Annotated in this window: 14 protein-coding genes; 8 read left to right on the top strand and 6 right to left on the bottom strand. The window is 52.6% G+C overall.

What is annotated here, in order from left to right:
• Positions 1 to 75 precede the first annotated feature (75 nt).
• The 4 genes from EL111_RS08520 (at position 76) to purH (ending at position 4,895) form a co-directional block, all read left to right on the top strand.
• A complete protein-coding gene (locus EL111_RS08520; RefSeq protein WP_123794655.1) occupies positions 76 to 321 on the top strand; it encodes a Fis family transcriptional regulator in 246 nt (81 codons plus the stop codon).
• 14 nt (positions 322 to 335) lie between these two features.
• Positions 336 to 1,217: a DMT family transporter gene (locus EL111_RS08515; RefSeq protein WP_123794654.1), complete on the top strand. Its 882-nt coding sequence runs from the start codon at positions 336 to 338 to the stop codon at positions 1,215 to 1,217.
• Positions 1,218 to 1,343: 126 nt separating this feature from the next.
• Positions 1,344 to 2,606, top strand: coding sequence for a hypothetical protein (locus EL111_RS08510; RefSeq protein ID WP_126325852.1), 1,263 nt, complete (start codon positions 1,344 to 1,346; stop codon positions 2,604 to 2,606).
• A 708-nt stretch (positions 2,607 to 3,314) separates the two neighbouring features.
• Positions 3,315 to 4,895 carry a bifunctional phosphoribosylaminoimidazolecarboxamide formyltransferase/IMP cyclohydrolase gene (gene purH / locus EL111_RS08505; protein WP_123794651.1) on the top strand — a complete coding sequence of 527 codons (1,581 nt, stop codon included), beginning with the start codon at positions 3,315 to 3,317 and terminating at the stop codon, positions 4,893 to 4,895.
• Between the two features lie 423 nt (positions 4,896 to 5,318).
• Here purH and mmsB read toward each other — a convergent pair whose 3' ends face one another.
• The 4 genes from mmsB to EL111_RS08485 all read right to left on the bottom strand — a co-directional run bounded on the left by mmsB (position 5,319) and on the right by EL111_RS08485 (position 10,567).
• Positions 5,319 to 6,260: a 3-hydroxyisobutyrate dehydrogenase gene (mmsB, locus tag EL111_RS08500; protein ID WP_331838786.1), complete on the bottom strand. Its 942-nt coding sequence runs from the start codon at positions 6,258 to 6,260 to the stop codon at positions 5,319 to 5,321.
• Positions 6,261 to 6,345: 85 nt separating this feature from the next.
• On the bottom strand, positions 6,346 to 7,848 hold the full coding sequence (locus EL111_RS08495) for a CoA-acylating methylmalonate-semialdehyde dehydrogenase (RefSeq protein ID WP_123794649.1): 1,503 nt from the start codon (positions 7,846 to 7,848) through the stop codon (positions 6,346 to 6,348).
• Positions 7,849 to 7,940: 92 nt separating this feature from the next.
• Positions 7,941 to 9,098, bottom strand: coding sequence for an iron-containing alcohol dehydrogenase (locus tag EL111_RS08490; RefSeq protein WP_123794648.1), 1,158 nt, complete (start codon positions 9,096 to 9,098; stop codon positions 7,941 to 7,943).
• 77 nt (positions 9,099 to 9,175) lie between these two features.
• Complete coding sequence (locus tag EL111_RS08485; RefSeq protein ID WP_123794647.1) at positions 9,176 to 10,567, bottom strand: GntP family permease; 1,392 nt, start codon at positions 10,565 to 10,567, stop codon at positions 9,176 to 9,178.
• A gap of 250 nt (positions 10,568 to 10,817) precedes the next feature.
• On the opposite strand from EL111_RS08485, the gene EL111_RS08480 reads away from it, so the two are divergent.
• The 4 genes from EL111_RS08480 (at position 10,818) to EL111_RS08465 (ending at position 15,321) form a co-directional block, all read left to right on the top strand.
• Entirely contained in the window at positions 10,818 to 11,582 is a 765-nt protein-coding gene (locus EL111_RS08480) for an IclR family transcriptional regulator (protein ID WP_123794646.1), read from the top strand.
• A 256-nt stretch (positions 11,583 to 11,838) separates the two neighbouring features.
• Positions 11,839 to 13,143, top strand: a complete 1,305-nt coding sequence (locus tag EL111_RS08475) for a paraquat-inducible protein A (protein WP_162842947.1) — start codon at positions 11,839 to 11,841, stop codon at positions 13,141 to 13,143.
• A 1-nt stretch (position 13,144) separates the two neighbouring features.
• On the top strand, positions 13,145 to 14,803 hold the full coding sequence (pqiB, locus tag EL111_RS08470) for an intermembrane transport protein PqiB (protein WP_123794645.1): 1,659 nt from the start codon (positions 13,145 to 13,147) through the stop codon (positions 14,801 to 14,803).
• Positions 14,803 to 15,321: a PqiC family protein gene (locus EL111_RS08465; protein ID WP_123794644.1), complete on the top strand. Its 519-nt coding sequence runs from the start codon at positions 14,803 to 14,805 to the stop codon at positions 15,319 to 15,321. The genes pqiB and EL111_RS08465 overlap by 1 nt, the downstream gene beginning before the upstream one ends.
• 332 nt (positions 15,322 to 15,653) lie before the next feature.
• Here EL111_RS08465 and ubiD read toward each other — a convergent pair whose 3' ends face one another.
• Complete coding sequence (gene ubiD / locus EL111_RS08460; protein WP_123794643.1) at positions 15,654 to 17,132, bottom strand: 4-hydroxy-3-polyprenylbenzoate decarboxylase; 1,479 nt, start codon at positions 17,130 to 17,132, stop codon at positions 15,654 to 15,656.
• 320 nt (positions 17,133 to 17,452) lie between these two features.
• Positions 17,453 to 18,892 (bottom strand): PepSY-associated TM helix domain-containing protein, encoded by a 1,440-nt coding sequence (locus EL111_RS08455; RefSeq protein WP_123794642.1) that lies wholly within the window; start codon positions 18,890 to 18,892, stop codon positions 17,453 to 17,455.
• Positions 18,893 to 19,184: the final 292 nt, after the last annotated feature.

Genomic DNA, 19,184 nt, shown 5'->3' with positions numbered 1-19,184 from the left:
TTCAGACGGCTTTTTAGCCACTTGTGCAGACCGACAATCCGAAATAAACGCTTCAAATCCTACGGAACAATGAATATGAAAAACAATATCCCCGACATCGCCCAATGTATCGAACACAATATCAGGCAGTATTTCAAAGATTTGGACGGCGAAACACCTTGTGCCGTTTACGATATGGTATTGAACCAAGTAGAAAAACCGCTGCTTGCCTGCGTGATGGAAGAATGCGGCGGCAACCAATCCAAAGCGGCAGCCATGTTGGGTTTGAACCGCAACACGCTGCGTAAAAAACTGCTGCAACACGGCCTGTTGGAAGCCTAAGGCCGTCTGCAAATATGTTTTTTCAAATTCTCGCCTTGTTTATGTGGGGCAGTTCGTTTATCGCCGCGAAATACGCCTACACCATGTTAGACGCGGTGTGGGCGGTACAAATCCGCCTGCTGATTGCCGCATTGCTGGTGTTGCCGGCCTGCCGCCGCGTGCTCGGGCGCATTCCGAAAGACAAATGGAAATCGCTGTTGTGGCTGGCGTTTGGCAACTATGTGGCGGTGCTGATGCTGCAGTTAATCGGCGTGCAATATACCTCGGCCGCCAGTGCGGTAACCATCGTCGGGCTGGAGCCGATTTTGATGGTGATGGTCGGCCATTTCTTCTTTCGCGACAAGGCAGAGTGGTATCACTGGTTGTGCGGCGCGGCAGCATTTTTCGGCGTGTTGCTGCTGATTTTAGGCGGTGGCGAGGAAGGCGGAGAAATTGATTTGTTCGGCTGCCTGCTGGTGTTTTTGGCAGGATTGGTGTTTTGCTTGGTCATGCGCCCGACGCAGAAGCTGATTGCCGACATCGGCGCGGCAGCATATACGCCGGTGTCGATTGCGGCGGCGGCAGTTATGTGCTTACCGGTTGTGCTGGTGTTGTCGCCTGCGCCGCAGATTGATTGGAATGTCCAAGGCATAGCGGCTCTACTGTATTTGGGTATCGGTTGCAGTTGGTTTGCCTATTGGTTGTGGAACAAAGGCATGAACAGCGTATCGGCCAACTTGTCGGGGCTGTTGATTTCGCTTGAGCCGGTGTTCGGCGTATTATTGGCGGTAGTGTTGCTGGGCGAGCGGCTTTCCCCGTTGGCCGTATCGGGTGTAGTCGTTGTGATTGCGGCAGCGCTGCTGGCAGGTATGTTGCCGAAGTGGTTGGGGCGGGAAAAGGCCGTCTGCAAAACGTAGCTTGGGATTATCACAATAAGTATTGAACAGCATTTCCCGTTTCATTATCGATCATGTATGAATTAAGGATAATACCCGATAAACCCTAAATTTTTCGCCAAGACTCAATCAAGGAAACATTGACTAATGAAAATATTGCTTTTAACCAATCAGTTGGCAGTGTATGCAGGCAGTGAAGTACAGATTTTAGAGTTGTACCGCTACTTTAAAGCGAAAAATGATGTGGTTCATGTTTATGCCAATGTTTTCGGCCGGCCTGTGGTGCAGCATTTTGCTGCGGCGGATCTTATTGGAAACATCGATGATATTGATGTGTCAGAATACGACTTGGTATGGTCTCAGCATTCGCTGTTTTCCCGTTTGTTTAAACATAAACAAACGGGAAAACAGCGAATCAGCGAATCAGCGAATCAGCGAATCAGCGAATCAGCGAATCAGCGAATCAGCGAATCAGCGAATCAGCGAATCAGCGAATCAGCGAATCCACAAATCGACAAATCAAATTTTTCATTGAAAATCATTTCAGTACATTTGTCGCCATTTGAAATGTTTGAAATGAGCGCTTTGCCTTACATGAAGAAGCTGCAGGCAAACTTTGTTGCCAATAGCGAGGAAACGCGTGAAAAATTAAGCAGTTTCGGCATACCGCCGCAGCAAGTAACGGTCAGCCACAATGCCGCGCCTGATGAGTTTGTTCAAGCCAATACGGGATTGGCGCAATTAAAGAAAATTGCCGTGATTTCCAATCATCCGCCTACGGAAATGGTTGAAGCGGCTAAATTGCTGGGTCAAAACGGCGTTACTGTTGATTTTATCGGTATGCGGACAACGCAAGTTGAAATTACGCCGCAACTGATTGGCGGGTATGATGTTATTGTAACGATAGGGAAAACGGTTCAATATGCTCTGTTAAGCCATAAGCCGGTTTACTGTTATGACCACTTTGGCGGTTGCGGTTATTTGAATCATGATAATTTTGAGATTGCAAAACATCATAATTTTTCCGGTCGTGGCTTTAGCAAAAAGAACGCGGGTGAAATAGCCCTTGAGTTGGTATCTTTATTTGCAGATTCATTTGAATTTGCGAAAAATTTCAATCAAAGCAAGGACTTTTTATTGTCTTGTTTTGTAGAAAAGCTACTGGCCAATGCAGTCGATACGCATATTACCCCTGATTTGATTGAATGCATCAAATTGTCGGTTCCCGCCGAGGAGAAGTTGGCCAATCTTTATCAAGGGCATGTGGGATTAGAAAAAACACTGGTTAATCTTTATCAAGAGAACATAAGGTTGAAAAACAAGCTGAATACTGCCGGAGAACAGTTGCGGGCAATACAAGGGAAGTTGAGTCAAGTGGCTTCAGGTTTGCAGAAAAATGAAAAAGATTAACCGTGCCGGTATTGCTGATGCCAAACAGGCAAAACGGGTTCTGCACAAAGACAGAACCGGACGATGAATAAGGAAAGAGGAGCAGGAATCGAACCTGCATAATAGGAACACCTAACCTTTACCAATAGGAAATCCTCTTGCCTTTGAGAAAGTATATAGACGGTGGCCGGACTCGAACTGACATAAACCGGCGTATGAGAAACATAACACCGACCCGTTGCCCATTGGTAACACCCGCCTATATGGAATTTATTCCAACATGATTGAAATCGAAATCAACACCAGCGAGCTGGTGGCGGTTTTAAAACAAGCGAAAAAGGAATCAAGCTGCCGCCCATTGATGGCTGACCTTGCCTAGATAATGGAACGGAGGGCCGGCTTAATATTTCTTTAAATTTTATATCCTGTAAATAAGGGAAGTCCGTAATCTTATTTCGCAACACATTCAAGATTTGCCAAAAATATTCTTTGCCCAAACCGCCCGAACCATCAATTTTGCAGACGGCCTTTTGGCAAATTCCCCTTAAAATTGTTGGCATTTTTACTGCCAAAAACTCCAAAATGGCGGATAATACGCGCTGTAAAAAATTTACTTTCCCAAAGCCGTTTCAGCTTCGCAGAAACTTCGTTTCAGTTTCGTAAAATCTGCATGGGTACGGCTTTGAATTTCCGTTTTCTTCCGAAACTTCTCTCATAAAAGGAAACCAAATGGCAACCGTAAAACGTGCCCTCATCAGCCTCTCCGACAAAACCGGCGTGGTTGAGTTTGCCCAAACCTTACACAAGCTGGGCGTTGAGATTTTGTCTACCGGCGGCACCGCCAAACTGCTGGCCGATGCGGGCGTGCCCGTTATCGAAGTGGCTGATTACACCGGCTTTCCCGAAATGCTCGACGGCCGCGTGAAAACGCTGCACCCGAAAATCCACGGCGGTATCCTGGGGCGCCGCGATTTGAGCGAACACGTTGCCAAAATGGAAGAATACGAAATCGGCAACATCGATTTGGTCGCCGTCAACCTCTATCCGTTTGCCGCCACCATCGCCAAACCCGGCTGCACTTTGGAAGACGCAATTGAAAACATCGACATCGGCGGCCCGACCATGGTGCGGTCCGCCGCGAAAAACTGGAAACACGTCGCCATCGTCACCGATACCGCCGACTTTCCGGCTGTTGCCGCCGAGCTGGAAAGCAACGCCGGCGCATTGAGCGACAAAACCCGTTTCAACCTCTCGCGCAAAGCCTTCAGCCACACCGCCCAATACGACGGCATGATTTCCAATTATCTGACTTCCCTGTCAGACGAAAAACTGGCGGGCGAGCCGGAGGTCAACCCGTTCCCGAGCCAGTTCAACCAAAGCTGGGTAAAAGTGCAGGATATGCGCTACGGCGAAAACCCGCACCAACAAGCCGCGTTTTACCGCGACATTTATCCGGCGGCGGGCAGCTTGAGCGCGTACAAACAATTGCAGGGCAAGGAATTGTCTTACAACAACATCGCCGATTCCGATGCGGCTTGGGAAGCGGTCAAATCCTTCGACCAGCCCGCCTGCGTGATTGTGAAACACGCCAATCCGTGCGGCGCGGCCGTGGCTGCCGACACGTTGACCGCCTACAAACTGGCCTACGCCACCGACACCACCAGCGCGTTCGGCGGCATCATCGCCTTTAACCGCGAAGTGGACGGCGAAACGGTGAAACAAATCACCGACAACCAGTTTATGGAAGTATTGATGGCACCGTCGTTTACCGTCGAAGCCTTGGAAATCGCCGCCGCCAAGAAAAACGTGCGCGTGTTGGAAGTGCCGCTCTCGGCCGGTGCCAACCGCTTCGAATTGAAACGCGTCGGCGGCGGGCTGCTGGTACAAACGCCCGACATCCACCAAATCCGCCGCGAGGATTTGAAAGTAGTGTCCAAACGCCAACCGACCGAGCAGGAATGGCAGGACCTGATGTTTGTGTGGAACGTGGCGAAATTCGTGAAATCCAACGCCATCGTATTCGGCAAAGGCGGCCAGACCTACGGCATCGGCGCAGGTCAGATGAGCCGCGTGGATTCCACCCGCATCGCCGCCCGCAAAGCACAAGATGCGAATCTGGATTTGCACGGCGCGTGTGCCGCCTCTGACGCATTCTTCCCGTTCCGCGACGGCATTGATGTGATTGCGGAACAAGGCATCAAAGCGATTATCCACCCCGCAGGTTCGATGCGCGACGAGGAAGTGTTCGCCGCCGCGGACGAACACGGCATGGCGATGGTGGTAACCGGTATCCGCCATTTCCGCCATTAAAATAATGGTTTGAAGTAAAAGGCCGTCTGTAAAATCCATCGGGTTTTGCAGACGGCCTTTTTCACTGAAATTTTATAGTCATTTAAAATAAGAATGATACAGCGTTGCTTTGCCTTGCCGTACTATATGTACTGTCTGCGGCTTCGCTGCCTTGTCTCATTCTTATTTTATTCGACTATAGTGATGATGTCAGTCGGGTTGTTCGGGAGTTCTGTTGCGGTGAATAACAAATCACAAGTGGTCTGAATACGAAAAGTTTCGGAGTGCTTGTGGTGAAAACTATTCTTTCATAGTTGTTTAACACAGAATGAGACCGCGTTGCTCTCTCTTGTTTAAAGAGGAAGCCAAACTGCTGAAGCAGCAAGTCCGCTTTCCTGTACTGTCTGTAAGCTCTGCGGCTTTGCTGCTTTATCTCATTTTGCGTTACTTGACTATATCCGTGTAAAGTTTCATTACCGCCGAAAAGTCTGAGTCGAGCAGGCCTCGGGCTTTCATGTTGAGGTACAAGGCGCGGGCGTTTTCGCCCATTGGTGCGGCTAAGCCGACGGTTCGGGCGTTGTCGAGAGCGAGGTCGAGGTCTTTGAGCATGAGTGCGGACATGAAGCCGTTGCGGTAGCCTTTGGAGGCGGGGCTTTCGGGTATTACGCCGGGATAGGGGTTGTAGCGGTCAAGTACCCAGTTGCCGCCCGAGCTGGCGGCCATAATGCCGGACAATACTTTGGGGTCGAGGCCGTTTTTGATGCCCAAGGCGAGTGCTTCGGCGGTGCCGGTCATTAAGATGCTTAAAAGCATGTTGTTGCAGATTTTGGCGGTTTGACCCGCACCGCTGCCGCCCGCATGGAAGATGTTTTTGCCCATGCTTTCAAGCAGCGGCTTGGCCGTCTGAAAATCGGCCCCGCTGCCGCCAATCATAAAGCTCAATGTACCTGCCGCCGCGCCGCTGATGCCGCCGGATACGGGTGCTTCTAAAAAACGCAAACGGTGTGCCTGTGCTTCGGCGGCGAGTTCCCTTGCATCATCGGCGGCGATGGTGCTGCAGTCGATGACGAGGGTGTCGGGTTTCAGACGGCCGAACAAGCCGTTTTCACCGAGATAAACGCTTTTGACATGCTTGCCTGCCGGCAGCATGGTGATGACGGCATCAGCTTGGGCGGCGGCTTGTGTCAAATCGGCGGCATATAGTGCGCCTTGTTTGGTTAAGGCGGATACTGCATCAGGGTTGAGATCGGATACCTGTAAGGCGTAGCCTTTTTTGAGCAGGTTGGCGGCCATCGGCGCACCCATATTGCCCAAACCGACAAACAGGATGTTTTGAATGCTCATTGTGTTCCTCCTTTGGCCGGAGGCCGTCTGAAAGTTTTGCAGACGGCCTGTTTTGTTTGAAGGCCGGCTATGGATTTACTTTTTAGCTGTATCTGTGTGTAAAACCAAAACTTGTCCGCTGTTTCACTCAGCCTAAAGTCGGCATGGAGAATACTGCTCCTTCGCGTACTTCTGAAGTCGGCCAGCGTTGGGTAACGGTTTTGCGGCGGGTGTAAAAGCGCACGCCGTCGGGGCCGTATGCGCCCAAATCGCCGAATGCCGACTGTTTCCAGCCGCCGAAGCTGTGATAGGAAACGGGGACGGGCAGCGGGATGTTGATGCCGACCATGCCTACGGGAATGTTGTCGGCAAAATAGCGTGCTGCTTCGCCGTCGCGGGTGTAGATGCAGGTGCCGTTGCCGTAGATGTGACGGTTAATCAGCTCCATCGCTTCCTGCATGGTTTTGACGCGCACCACTTGCAGTACGGGGCCGAAAATTTCTTCCTGATAACTGGTCATTTCGGGTGTAACGCGGTCGATGAGCGTGCCGCCGAGGTAAAAGCCTTTGGCAAGTTCAGACGGCACTTCGGGATTGCGGCCGTCCACCACAATCGTTGCGCCTTGTTGTTCCGCGCTGTCGATGTAGCTTTCCACTTTGGCTTTGTGTTCGGCGGTAATCAGCGGGCCGAAATGGTTGCTTTCGTCGGAAAACGCACCTACTTTCATGGTTTTCATGCCTTCTTTGATGCCGGCAATCATGCGGTCGGCGGTTTCGTCACCCACCGCCACGGCCACCGACAAAGCCATGCAGCGTTCGCCCGACGAGCCGAAAGCCGCGCCCAAGAGCGAATTGACCACGTTATCCAAATCGGCATCGGGCATCACGATGGCGTGGTTTTTGGCGCCGCCCAAGGCTTGGCAGCGTTTGCCGTTGGCGGTAGCGGTGGCGTAGATGTAGCGTGCAATCGGAGTGGATCCGACAAAGCTCACGGCTTGCACGCGCGGATCGGTTAAGAGGGTATCGACCGCCTCTTTATCGCCGTTGACCACATTCATTACACCGTCGGGCAGGCCGGCTTCTTTTAAAAGCTGCGCCAAAAACAGCGGTGCACTCGGATCGCGTTCGGACGGCTTCAAGACAAAAGTGTTGCCGCACACGATGGCGAGCGGGAACATCCACAAAGGAACCATTGCCGGAAAGTTGAAAGGGGTAATGCCCGCCACTACGCCCAAAGGCTGGAAGTCGCTCCAAGAATCGATGTCGGGGCCGACGTTTTTGCTGTATTCGCCTTTAAGCAGGTTGGGCGCGCCGCAGGCAAATTCGACGTTTTCAATGCCGCGCTGCAATTCGCCCGCCGCATCGTGTACGATTTTGCCGTGTTCCGAGCCGATGAGCCGGCAGATTTTTTCACGGTTTTGCTCGAGCAGCTCTTTGTAGCGGAACATAATCCGTGCGCGTTTGGCGGGCGGGGTGTTGCGCCATGCCGGAAAGGCGGCTTGGGCGGCGGCAACGGCTTCTTCGACGGTGGTCTTAGAAGCCAGTGCGACTTTTCTTGCGGCTTCGCCGGTAGAGGGGTTGAACACGGTTTGCGTGCGTGCGGTGTCTTCGATGATGCTGCCGTTAATGAAGTGGCCGATGGTTTGGGTCATGATGTTTCTCCTTGGTTAAGCGTTGCAAACATAACGCGTTGTTTGAAAGGTGTTTGATGCCGTCTGAAAACGCCCCGGTACTTCAGACGGCCTTACCACAGTTGGCGGTAAAGTGCGGCGATTTCCTCGTGTTCGGGAATACGCGGGTTATTGGCGGGCGAACCGGAAGCCAGTGCCTGCTGTGCCATCGTATCGGTAACGGCATCGAAATCTTCGCGTCTGACACCGAATTGCGCCAAGGTCGGCACGTTCAATTCGCGGTTGAGGGCTTCGAGCTCGGATAATAATTTGCGGTTGGCGGTGTCGTTGCCGTCGTCGGGCAGGGCAACGCCGATAGCGCGGGCGCAGTCGGCATAACGGCTTTCGGCGGCGGGAATCGAATAGGCGGTTACGGCAGGCAGCAGCATGGCGTTGGACAGGCCGTGCGGCACATGGAAAAACGCACCGACGGGGCGGCTCATGCCGTGTACCAAAGCCACCGAAGCATTGGAAAACGCCATGCCTGCCAGCATGGAGCCCAGCATCATCGCTTCGCGAGCCGCTTCGTTGCCGCCGTCGTGATACACCGTGCGCAGGTTGGGGCCGATCAAACGCATGGCGGCGAGTGCCTGCATGTCGCTGAACGGATTGGCTTTGCGGCTGACATAAGCTTCGATGGCATGGGTGAGCGCGTCGATGCCGGTGTCGGCGGTGGTACGCGGCGGCACGCTTACGGTCAGCGTATAATCGACGATTGCCGCGGCCGGCATAAATCCCAAACCGACGCACAATAATTTTTCATTTGCCGCTTCGTCGGTGATGATGGTGAAACGGGTGCATTCCGATCCCGTTCCGGCAGTAGTCGGTACGGCAATCAGCGGCAGTCCCGCTTCGTTGACTTGGCGCGGGAAGCGGTAGTCGCGGATGCTGCCGCCGTGTTTGCCCATTACCGCAATCGCTTTCGCACTGTCGATGGGGCTGCCGCCGCCTAAGGCAATCACGCTGTCGTAATCGCCGCGCCCGACCATTTCCACGCCGCCGGCAATCGACGTGTCGGTCGGTTCCGGCACGGTGTCGCTGTAAATGTCGGCGGTGATGCCGGACGCGGTAAGAATATCGGTGATGCGGGCGGTATAACCGAGTTGGACCATCATTTTGTCTGTAACGATGAGCGGCTTGGAGCAGCCGAGCGCGGCCAGTGTTTCGGGTATTTTGCCGCAGGCGTTTCTGCCGATGTGCATGAGGCGGGGTAAAACAATCGGTGCGGACATTATGTTTCTCCTTTTCTGCTATGGTGTTTGTAAAGGCTGTCTGAAAAAAGAAAGCGGTTTTCAGACGGCATGTCTGCTTAAAACGATCCGAATACCGTACCCAGTACGAGCACCGCAGCCAAAGCCGCCAGCGGCACAACGACGCATACCACGAAAATATCCAGATACGATTCTTTGTGGGTCAGCCCGCAGATGGTCAGCATGGTAATCACCGCGCCGTTGTGCGGCAGTGCGTCCAATCCGCCCGAAGCGATGGAGGCCACGCGGTGCATCAGTTCGGGGGAAATGCCGAATTGTGCCGCCAACTGCATATAGGTTTCACCCATTGCGCTCAAGGCAATGCTCATGCCGCCCGAAGCCGAGCCGGTAATGCCCGCCATTACATTGATGACGATGGCTTCGGAAACCAGCGGATTGCCGGGCGACAGCCCCAGAAGAAAATCACGCAGAATCACAAAACCTGCCAAGGTCGCAATAACCGTGCCGTAGCCCACCTCCGAAGCGGTATTGAAAATCGGCAGCAGCGAACCCATCGCACCGTCGTTGACCGACTTTTTCAAATTGCGCCAATATTTCATGTTGGCAAACACCAGTAACAGACAGCCTCCCGCCAATGCCGCGATAATCGCCCACAAGCCCGCCACCGAGTTGAGCGAAACGCCGCCGAATTTCTTTTCAGCCAGATACGCCGTATCCATTGCAGGCAGCATGAATTTGGTCAGCACATAGTTCAGAAAAATCACCAAAACAATCGGAGCAACCGCTCCCCACAGCGGCGGCAGGTGTTTGAAATCCTGCTCTTTGATGTGGCTGTCGTGGTGGTCGCCGTAGCCTTCGCCTGCCGCCAAAGCACGCTTCAGACGGCCTTTCATCCACCAAACCGCTCCGGTAAACATAATCAGCGAAGCAACCAGTCCCAGCCCGGGCGCGGCGAAAGCATCGGTTTGGAAATAAGGCATCGGAATCGCATTTTGAATCGCAGGCGAACCGGGCAACGCTGTCATGGTAAATGTAAGCGAACCGATAGCAATCGCACCCGGAATCAAACGTTTTGGAATATCGATTTCACGAAACAACGCCGCCGCAATCGGAAACACCGCAAACGTCACCACAAATACCGACACACCGCCGTAGGTCAGAATCGCCGACGAAAGCGCAATCGCCAGCAACGCCTGCTGCCGCCCCAAGCGTTTCACCAAGGCATAAGCAATCGTATGCGCCGCTCCCGAATCTTCCATCAACTTGCCGAAAACCGCACCCAGCAGAAAAACCGGAAAAAACTTGACGGCAAAGCCGCCCATTCCCTGCATGAACACCTGCGTATACGTACCTAAAAGTTCGTTCGGCGGCGCACTGAACAATACCGCCAGCATGGCCAGTACCGGCGCAAGAATCAGTACGCTGTGGCCGCGGTAGGCCAGAAACATCAGCAGGATGAGCGACAAAACAATACCGGTCAGACTCAACATATCCTTTCCTCCTTTGTTATTTTTATAAAACGATACAAAAAGTATCGTTTTGTGAAACTTATAACAAAGAAAAACAACATTCAACCTGATTCGGGAAAGCTAACCAAATTTTAGATTTAATTAATTGATTTTATTGATAAAAAAAGTTGAGCATTTGCTCGTAGGGGAGAATTTTGAAATGAAACGGCAGTTTATGACGGCAGAAAAATGACCTAAAATACCGTATTGCCAACCTTTGAAGCCGTTTGTTATGAGTGAAACAGAATCCGTACGCGGATCTTCGATTACGCGGGTGTTAGAAATTTTAGAAACTGTTGCAGAGGCAGAACGCCCACTTGTGCCGTATGATTTGATACAGGAATTGGGCATTCCCAAACCCAGTTTGCACCGCCTGTTGCAACTTTTGGAGGGAGAGGGCTTCATTCAGACCGATTTGCAGGGCGGGTTGGTTCCCGGTGTCCGCGCCCAGCGCATGAGCATCAACATCTGGCAGAACAAACGCTTCAAAGCGGAGCGGGAGGCGGTATTAAACGGTTTGTCGGCAAAAATCGGTGAAACTTGCGGCATCAGCATTCCGCACGGCAATGCGATGGTGTACAGCGACCGCGTACAGACCAACTGGCCCCTTCAGGTTTACCTGCCCGTCGGCACACAAGTGCCGCTGTACTGCACCGCAGGCGGCAAATTGTATTTGAGCACGCTCAATGCCGCCAAACGTAAACGGCAGATTGAAAACATGACGTTGACACGTCTGACGCAGAATACGCTTACCGATACGCAGGCATTGCTGGCGGATATCAAGCAAACCGAAAAATGTGGCTACGGCACGGATGATCAGGAGTTTGTGGCCGGTTTGGTAGGGTGCGCCGTACCGATTGCCGACGGGAAAGGAAATTTCTTGGGCGGATTGATAGTACATTCCCCGATTATCAGAAAATCGCTCGAAGACTTGCTGGCATTCCTGCCGGAAATGCGGCAGGCGGCACAGGAAATCGGCAGTATGTTGGAAGAATAAATATCAAGGCCGTCTGTAAAATCTATTGGATTTTGCAGACGGCCTTTTTTGTTTTAATTTTGGCAAAAAGCGGGTAGCGGCAGGCGGGGGGATTTGGGCTGTTTTCAAATTTTTTATTTGGCTTTTCATCTGCTTATCATTGTGGTGGCTTTGGTTCACGGTTTGGAAGTTTTGCTCTATAATGGCGCGCTTGATTTGATATTTGTTATCCGTTTGCTGCGGATTTGGCGGCGGGCGGGGAAATGTTTGGTTAGATATGAAGTTTATCCAAACCGGCTTCCGCTTCGGACAGGAGCGGAGCGGGTATGCCGGTACTGCTTTGCCTGCACATGTTGTGGATTGCCCGGATTGCGGCAGCCGTATGGATATTCCGCGCTTGGAAGAGGGTAATGAGGTGCATTGTCCGACTTGCAATCATGAAGTCGTGCAGGTGGAAAAGCATCCGTTTGCCGCGCCGTTGGCGTATGCGTCGGCTTCGCTGGTGCTGATGGCGTTTGTGTACAGCATGATGTTTGTAACGGTTGAGATGTTCGGGGTGGTGTCTATTTTGTCGCTGCCGGAAATGATGCGTCTTTTGGTGTTGCAGGACTTTGGTTTTCTTGCCGAGGTGATGTTTGTGCTGACTTTCGGTACGCCGTTGCTTTATTTGTTGTTGTGTTTGTATGTGTACGGTGCGCTGGTGCGGGGAAGGGTGTTGCCCGGTTTGTTTGGGGCGACGAGAATACTGGCGAGGCTGCGCCATTGGATTATGGTCGATGTGTTTTTTATTTCGACTTTGGTGGCGTATATTAAGTTGTCGGCGGTGGCTGATGTGTCGTTCGGGCCGGCTTTTTATTTGATGTTCGGGTTGGCTTTGATGTTGGTGCGGACGGTGGTGTCGGTGCCGCCGCACTGGGTGTATTATCATATTCACCGTATGCGCGGTTATGATGTGGTGCAGACGGCAGACGGTAATAAAATCTGTTGCAGCCGTTGTTTGTATTTTCGTGATAAAGACGAGCAGGAATGTGGTGTTTGCGGTGCGGATTTGTACCGCAGGAGGCCGAAGAGTTTGGGCATTTCTCTGGCATTTCTGATTGCGGCGGCGGTGTTGTATGTGCCGGCAAATTTGCTGCCGATTATGATTTCTTCCAATCCTACTGCTTTGGAAATCAATACGATTTTTAATGGTATTGTGTATATGTGGAAAGAGGGAGATCATTTGATTGCGGCCATTATTTTTTGCGCCAGTATTCTGATTCCGATTTTGAAGATTGTGGCGATGGCGGTATTGATTGCTTCGGCTTCGATATGCCGGCCGCCGCTGGCTGCGCCGAAGATGGCGGTGATATACCGATTGACGGAATCGGTCGGCCGCTGGTCGATGATTGATATTTTTGTGATTATTATTTTGATGAGCGCGTTTCATACCAATCTTGCCCGTGTCGTGCCGGGCGAGGCCGCCCTGTATTTTTGTTTGGTGGTGGTGTTGACGATGCTTTCCGCTTACTTTTTTGATTCGCGTCTGATTTGGGATAAATGGTACAAACGTGCCGAAAATGCAGACGGCATAGATGTGTGATATGAACGATAAAAGCAATGATTTGGCCGCTGCACCTGCGCGTGTCAAAAAAACCAATGTGTTTGCCTCGGTGGTGTGGGTGATTCCGCTGCTGGCGCTGATTGCCGGCGGCTGGCTGCTGATGAAGCAGATACGCAATACCGGCCCGACGGTAACGCTGCTGATGGACAGTGCCGAAGGGATTGAGGTAAACAATACGGTTATCAAGGTCTTGGATGTCAATGTCGGCAGGGTTACGAAAATCAAGCTGCGCGAAGATCAGAAAGGTGTGCAGATTACCGCGCAACTGAATGCCGATGTGAAAGATTTAATCCGCAGCGATACCCAGTTTTGGGTGGTGAAGCCGCGTATCGACCAAAGCGGTGTAACCGGTTTGGGTACGCTGCTGTCCGGTTCGTATATTGCCTTTACGCCCGGCAAAAGCGAAGAGGCCAAATACGAATTTCAGGTGTTGGATATTCCGCCGATTGCTGCCATCGGACAAAGCGGTTTGCGTTTGAAGCTGGAAGGAGAGAATGACCGCATCTTGAGCGTCGGCAGTCCTATTTTGTTTGAAAACTTTATGGTCGGGCAAATCGAAAGCGCGCATTTCGACCCTGCCGCGCAAAAAGTGCATTACACCATTTTTATCCAAAGTCCGAACGATAAACTGATTAATGCCGGCAGCCGCTTTTGGCTGGAAAGCGGCATCAATATCAAAACAGACGGCGGCGGAATCAGCTTGGATTCCGCGCCGCTTGCCGCATTGCTTTCCGGCGCCATCTCCTTTGATTCTCCCAAGCGGGAAAGCAACCGTGCCGTGGTGAACGAAGACAAATTTACGTTATACGGCAGCCGCAGCGAAGTCGAAAACCTCGCCGGCGAGCGTTCGCTGTATTACACTGCCTTTTTCAAACAATCCGTACGCGGCTTGAACGCAGGCGCGCCGGTGGAATACAAAGGCATCAACATTGGTGTTGTCGCAGACGTGCCGTATTTCGCGCCCAACGACAGCCTTTATTTGCTGGAAGACGGCTGGATTCCTGTCCGTTTGCGTATCGAACCTTCGCGTATCGAAATCAATGCGGAGGCGCAAAGCAAAGATTATTGGCGGCAACAATTTCAGACGGCATTATCCAGAGGGCTGACCGCCACCATCAGCAGCAACAACCTGATTACCGGCAGTAAAATGATTGAATTGACTGACCGGCTTTCGTCTTTGCCCAAACTCAAACCGCACAGCGTATATGGCGGAGATACCGTTATCGCCACACAGGGCGGCGGTTTGGACGATATACAGGCGCAAGCGGCTGCCTTGCTCGACAAACTCAACCGCCTGCCGCTGGATAAAACCGTCGGCAGTTTGAACAATTCGCTGGCAGAGCTGAAAACCACGCTGAAAACCGCCGACAAAACCTTAAATTCGTTGAATACACTGGTTGCCCGACCGCAAACGCAAAACATTCCGAACGAATTGAACCAAACCCTGAAAGAGCTGCGCCAAGTGCTGAAAGGCGTATCGCCGCAATCGCCGGTTTACCGCGACGTACAGCAAACCCTGAACAATCTGGATAAAACCCTGAAAGACGTTCAGCCCGTTATCGATACCCTGAAAGAAAAACCCAACGCGCTGATTTTCAACAGCAGCACCAAAGACCCGATTCCGAAAGGAGGCCGCTGATGCGCCTTGCCCCCCTTGCCGCCGCATTCCTGCTTGCCGCCTGCGGCAGCACCCAAAGCCCCAGCTATTTCGTTTTGCCCGACAGCCAATATATCCAGCCCGCACGGCAGGGCAGCGAAATCGCTGTTAACGTGTACCTGAACAGCGCATTGAACAAAGGCGGGCTGGTGTACCAAACCGATGCCCACCATCTCAACTTCGCCCGCAACCACCTGTGGGCAACCCCGCTGGACGGCGCATTGGCAAACAGCCTGAGCAACAAGCTCAACCGCCTGAACCACCGCTACACCTTCGTACCTGCCGCCCGCAGCCAAAGCGCGCAGCAGCTGAAAATCTATGTCGAAGCATTTAACGGCAGCTATCTGGGCAAAACCATTGTCAGCGGTTATGCCCTGTGGCCCGACGGACAAAGCCGCCCGTTTCACGCCGAAACCGTGCAGCAGGGCGACGGCTACACCGCCATGCTCGAATCGCTGGCGGTGGGGCTGAACCAAGCCGTGCAGGAAATGGCACATTAACGCAGCGTGCGCCAAGCCGCGCCGGGTGCGAACAAGAGGGTAGATGCAGCGGTATGGATTTGCCGCCCGTTTTCCTTTGCCGCTGATTTGCTTGTTGTATCCGCAATAAGGCCGGGGCTTTTGCACCATTCATCACAAGGCTTGTCGGGGCGGGTTTTACCCCCGCTTGCTTGGGCTTTTTGAAGTGGTAACGTTCAAGGTGTTTGTTCAATTTTCGGGCGGGTGTAAAACCTGACCCGACCCTCAGCTTTGGTTTGTTTCCTGTTTTTACCAAGGTTTCAGGCCGTCTGCAAATTTGATTTTGCAGACGGCCTTTATAGCAGAAATCTCCGCTACAAGCCCAATTCCTGCCACATGGCATCGACTTTGGCGGTAACGGCAGGGTCTTTTCGAATTACGCGTCCCCATTCGCGGTCGGTTTCACCCGGCCATTTGTTGGTCGCATCCAAGCCCATTTTGCCGCCCAAGCCGCTGACCGGGCTGGCGAAATCGAGATAATCGATCGGGGTATTTTCCACCAGCACGGTATCGCGCACCGGATCCATGCGCGTGGTAACCGCCCAAATCACTTCCTTCCAGTCGCGGCAGTCCACATCGTCATCTACCACGATAATAAACTTGGTGTACATAAACTGGCGCAGGAACGACCAGCAGCCCATCATCACGCGCTTGGCGTGTCCGGCGTACTGCTTTTTGATGCTCACTACCGCCATGCGGTAGGAACAGCCTTCGGGCGGCAGGTAGAAATCGACGATTTCGGGAAACTGCTTTTGCAGCAGCGGCACGAATACTTCGTTTAACGCCACGCCCAAAACGGCCGGCTCATCAGGCGGTTTGCCCGTGTAGGTGCTGTGGTAAACCGGATCTTTGCGCATGGTGATGCGCTCGACGGTAAACACGGGGAACCGGTCTTGCTCGTTGTAATAACCGGTATGGTCGCCGTAAGGCCCTTCCAACGCGGTTTCGTTCGGGTGAATCACGCCTTCGAGCACGATTTCCGCCCGCGCGGGCACCTGCAAATCGCTGCCGATACATTGCACCAATTCCGTACGCAAACCGCGCAACAGGCCGGCAAACTGGTATTCGCTCAAAGTATCGGGAACGGGTGTAACCGCGCCCAAAATGGTGGCAGGGTCGCAACCCAGAACCACGGCTACGGGATAGGGTTTGTCGGGGTTTTGACGGCGGAACTCCTGATAATCCAACGCACCGCCGCGGTGCGACAGCCAGCGCATAATCAGCTTGTTTTTGCCGATGAGCTGTTGGCGGTAAATGCCGAGGTTTTGGCGTTTTTTGTGCGGCCCTCGGGTAACGGTTAAGCCCCAAGTCACCAACGGCGCCACATCTTCCGGCCAGCAGTGCTGAATCGGCAGTGCGGTCAAATCCACCTCATCACCTTCCAAAACAATCTCTTGGCACGGCGCGTTTTTCACCACATTCGGTGCCATGCTCCAAATGTCTTTTAAGAGCGGCAGCTTGGAAAACGCATCTTTAATGCCTTTGGGCGGCTCCGGCTCTTTCAAATAGGCCAAGGTTTTACCGATTTCGCGCAAGGCGGAAACATCGCCTACCCCCATACCCAAAGCCACGCGCTCGGGCGTGCCGAACAAGTTGGCCAGCACGGGATAGCGGTAAGGTGTGCCGTCTTGGCGCACGGGGTTTTCAAACAGCAACGCCGGCCCACCGGCACGCAATACGCGGTCGGCGATTTCGGTCATCTCCAAATGCGGCGACACGGGCATACTGATGCGTTTGAGTTTGCCGTCTGCTTCAAGTTGGGCGATAAAGTCGCGTAAGTCTTTATATTTCATTTGTTTTCCTGCTATGCCGTCTGCAAAACGGACAGACTTTGCTCGAACCGCTAGATTATAACGCGATATTGCGGTTTTGAAATGCAGACGGCAGCCGTTTTGAATGTTGCAACGGCTGCCGTGTCATTGGCAAAATCGGAAAGATGCGGAGCACAGTCGGAAAACGGCAACTGATACAGATGGCGGAGTACAAAGCATACAAACCGTACGGCAATGCAGTACTGCGGCGGCCGTCATTGCACTGGCGATATTTTCCCGCTCCGCCTGACCGTACCGCACTACTGCCCGCCGTCCCGTTCCTTTCCGGCTTCATTCAAACCTTATTTAAACCATTTTGCCAATGCCGGAACACGCGCCAAAACCAACGTATCCAACACCCAGACCAGCAGAATGGCCGCAACGGCAGTCGGGAATACGGTGGCAATCAGCAGCAGCGGCGCAGCCATTGCCCAAAACGGCGGCAGCTTGGTTTTTTGTGCAGGCGGGGTTAGGCCGACCGCATGTGCAGGGCGGCGTTTCCACCACATCACAAAACCGCTGGCGCACATGGCAATGACTGCCAGACAAAACAATACATTTGCCGCCACGCTCCACCAGCCCAGCGTACCCATGTGCAGCGCAATGCTTACTGCCATAAACTTACCGAACCAGTTGTAGTCGTCATAACGGATATCCGCCAGCAACTTACCGCTGTATTGGTCGATATGTACTGTACGGTCGATGGTGGGGCTGTTGGCATCGTAGCTCATCGAATCCTGGCTTAAAGTCCAAACACCGGTTTCGCCCTGCGGCAGATTAAGCTGGTAGCGTCCGCGGAAACCGATTTCGCGTGCATAACGGTCAACCGTTTCCAAAGTTATCGGCTCGCCGGGGGCAATGCCGTTTTCTCCCAAAGTCGTGCCCGATTGAGGCATGGGTGTAAGCTCCAATACCCACGGCACTTCTTTGGTTTTACCGTCGTTCAATAACTTCCCGTGCGTGGCCGCATCGGATTCCGGATTCGGCGCAACACCCCATTTGCCTGCCGGAAATTGGCTCCAAGCCTGCACCATTTTGCCGCCCCAAATGCCCGCCCATGCAATGCCCGACAGACAAAACGTCAGTAAAACTAACGACAGCCATGTACCGAGCATGCTGTGTACGCAGCGCCACGCATTCCTGCCGCTGCCCCAAACGGGAAACAGCATATTTCTCAGCTTCTTCGCGGCACTCAAATCCCCCTGCTTCGCCCACCACAGATACAGGCCGCTGACAATCAGCAGAATCGTCAGTGATGCCGCGGTTTCCAACAGATAATCGCCAAACGTACCGATCAGCATATCGCTGTGGATTTCGTCCATCAAATGATACCAGTCCTGATTGCGCGGATAAGTTTTCACCACTTGCGCGGTATAAGGATCGACCGCCGCCATTACCGCCTTGCCGCCGTCGTTCACACGGAACACAGCAACCATATTATCGGCACGCGGCGCGATATACTGCACCACGGATGCGGTTTCGGAATGCAGAGAAGCACGTGCCGATTCCGCCTGAACGGAAAGCGGCTGCACCGCCGCCTGCGGCGTGATTTCAAGCCGTTCGCCCTCTCTTCCGCTGATATTGGCAAGCAACAACATTGCCAAACCTGTTGCCGCCAGCAGCATCAAAAAAGGCGCGACAAAAATACCGGCGTAAAAATGCCACCGCCACACTGTCAGGTAACGGCGGTTGGCAGCAGCTGCCGCATCGCGGGAAAGAGTATTCTGTTGCGTATCGACCATTTTAATCACATATAACTAGTTACAAAGAATTATATTTTACTAAAAATAAATGCAACCTGTTTGACAAAACGCAAAAAACGACAAAATCACCCCAAAAAGCCGTCTGCAAAAACGCTGTTTGATGATATGCGGGCGGCAAAATACGGCATGAATATTCCGAATAAATATTGCAAGATGGTTTTGTATAGTCATTTAAAATAAGAATGATACAGCGTTGCTTTGCCTTGCCGTACTATGTGTACTGTCTGCGGCTTCGCTGCCTTGTCTCATTCTTATTTTATTCGACTATATT

Source organism: Neisseria animalis (genome assembly GCF_900636515.1).
Taxonomy (GTDB): Bacteria; Pseudomonadota; Gammaproteobacteria; order Burkholderiales; family Neisseriaceae; genus Neisseria; species Neisseria animalis.
The sequence above is the reverse complement of the archived record's forward strand: the minus strand, read 5'-3'. Positions and strand labels throughout refer to the sequence as shown.

Excerpts from the sequence above, each read along its gene's own strand:
- EL111_RS08455 (WP_123794642.1), bottom strand. The coding sequence starts at position 18,892 with ATGGTCGATACGCAACAGAATACTCTTTCCCGCGATGCGGCAGCTGCT.
- EL111_RS08490 (WP_123794648.1), bottom strand. The coding sequence starts at position 9,098 with ATGTCCGCACCGATTGTTTTACCCCGCCTCATGCACATCGGCAGAAAC.
- EL111_RS08475 (WP_162842947.1), top strand. The coding sequence starts at position 11,839 with ATGAAGTTTATCCAAACCGGCTTCCGCTTCGGACAGGAGCGGAGCGGG.
- EL111_RS08510 (WP_126325852.1), top strand. The coding sequence starts at position 1,344 with ATGAAAATATTGCTTTTAACCAATCAGTTGGCAGTGTATGCAGGCAGT.
- EL111_RS08465 (WP_123794644.1), top strand. The coding sequence starts at position 14,803 with ATGCGCCTTGCCCCCCTTGCCGCCGCATTCCTGCTTGCCGCCTGCGGC.
- EL111_RS08515 (WP_123794654.1), top strand. The coding sequence starts at position 336 with ATGTTTTTTCAAATTCTCGCCTTGTTTATGTGGGGCAGTTCGTTTATC.
- pqiB (WP_123794645.1), top strand. The coding sequence starts at position 13,145 with ATGAACGATAAAAGCAATGATTTGGCCGCTGCACCTGCGCGTGTCAAA.
- EL111_RS08480 (WP_123794646.1), top strand. The coding sequence starts at position 10,818 with ATGAGTGAAACAGAATCCGTACGCGGATCTTCGATTACGCGGGTGTTA.
- purH (WP_123794651.1), top strand. The coding sequence starts at position 3,315 with ATGGCAACCGTAAAACGTGCCCTCATCAGCCTCTCCGACAAAACCGGC.
- ubiD (WP_123794643.1), bottom strand. The coding sequence starts at position 17,132 with ATGAAATATAAAGACTTACGCGACTTTATCGCCCAACTTGAAGCAGAC.
- EL111_RS08485 (WP_123794647.1), bottom strand. The coding sequence starts at position 10,567 with ATGTTGAGTCTGACCGGTATTGTTTTGTCGCTCATCCTGCTGATGTTT.
- EL111_RS08495 (WP_123794649.1), bottom strand. The coding sequence starts at position 7,848 with ATGACCCAAACCATCGGCCACTTCATTAACGGCAGCATCATCGAAGAC.
- EL111_RS08520 (WP_123794655.1), top strand. The coding sequence starts at position 76 with ATGAAAAACAATATCCCCGACATCGCCCAATGTATCGAACACAATATC.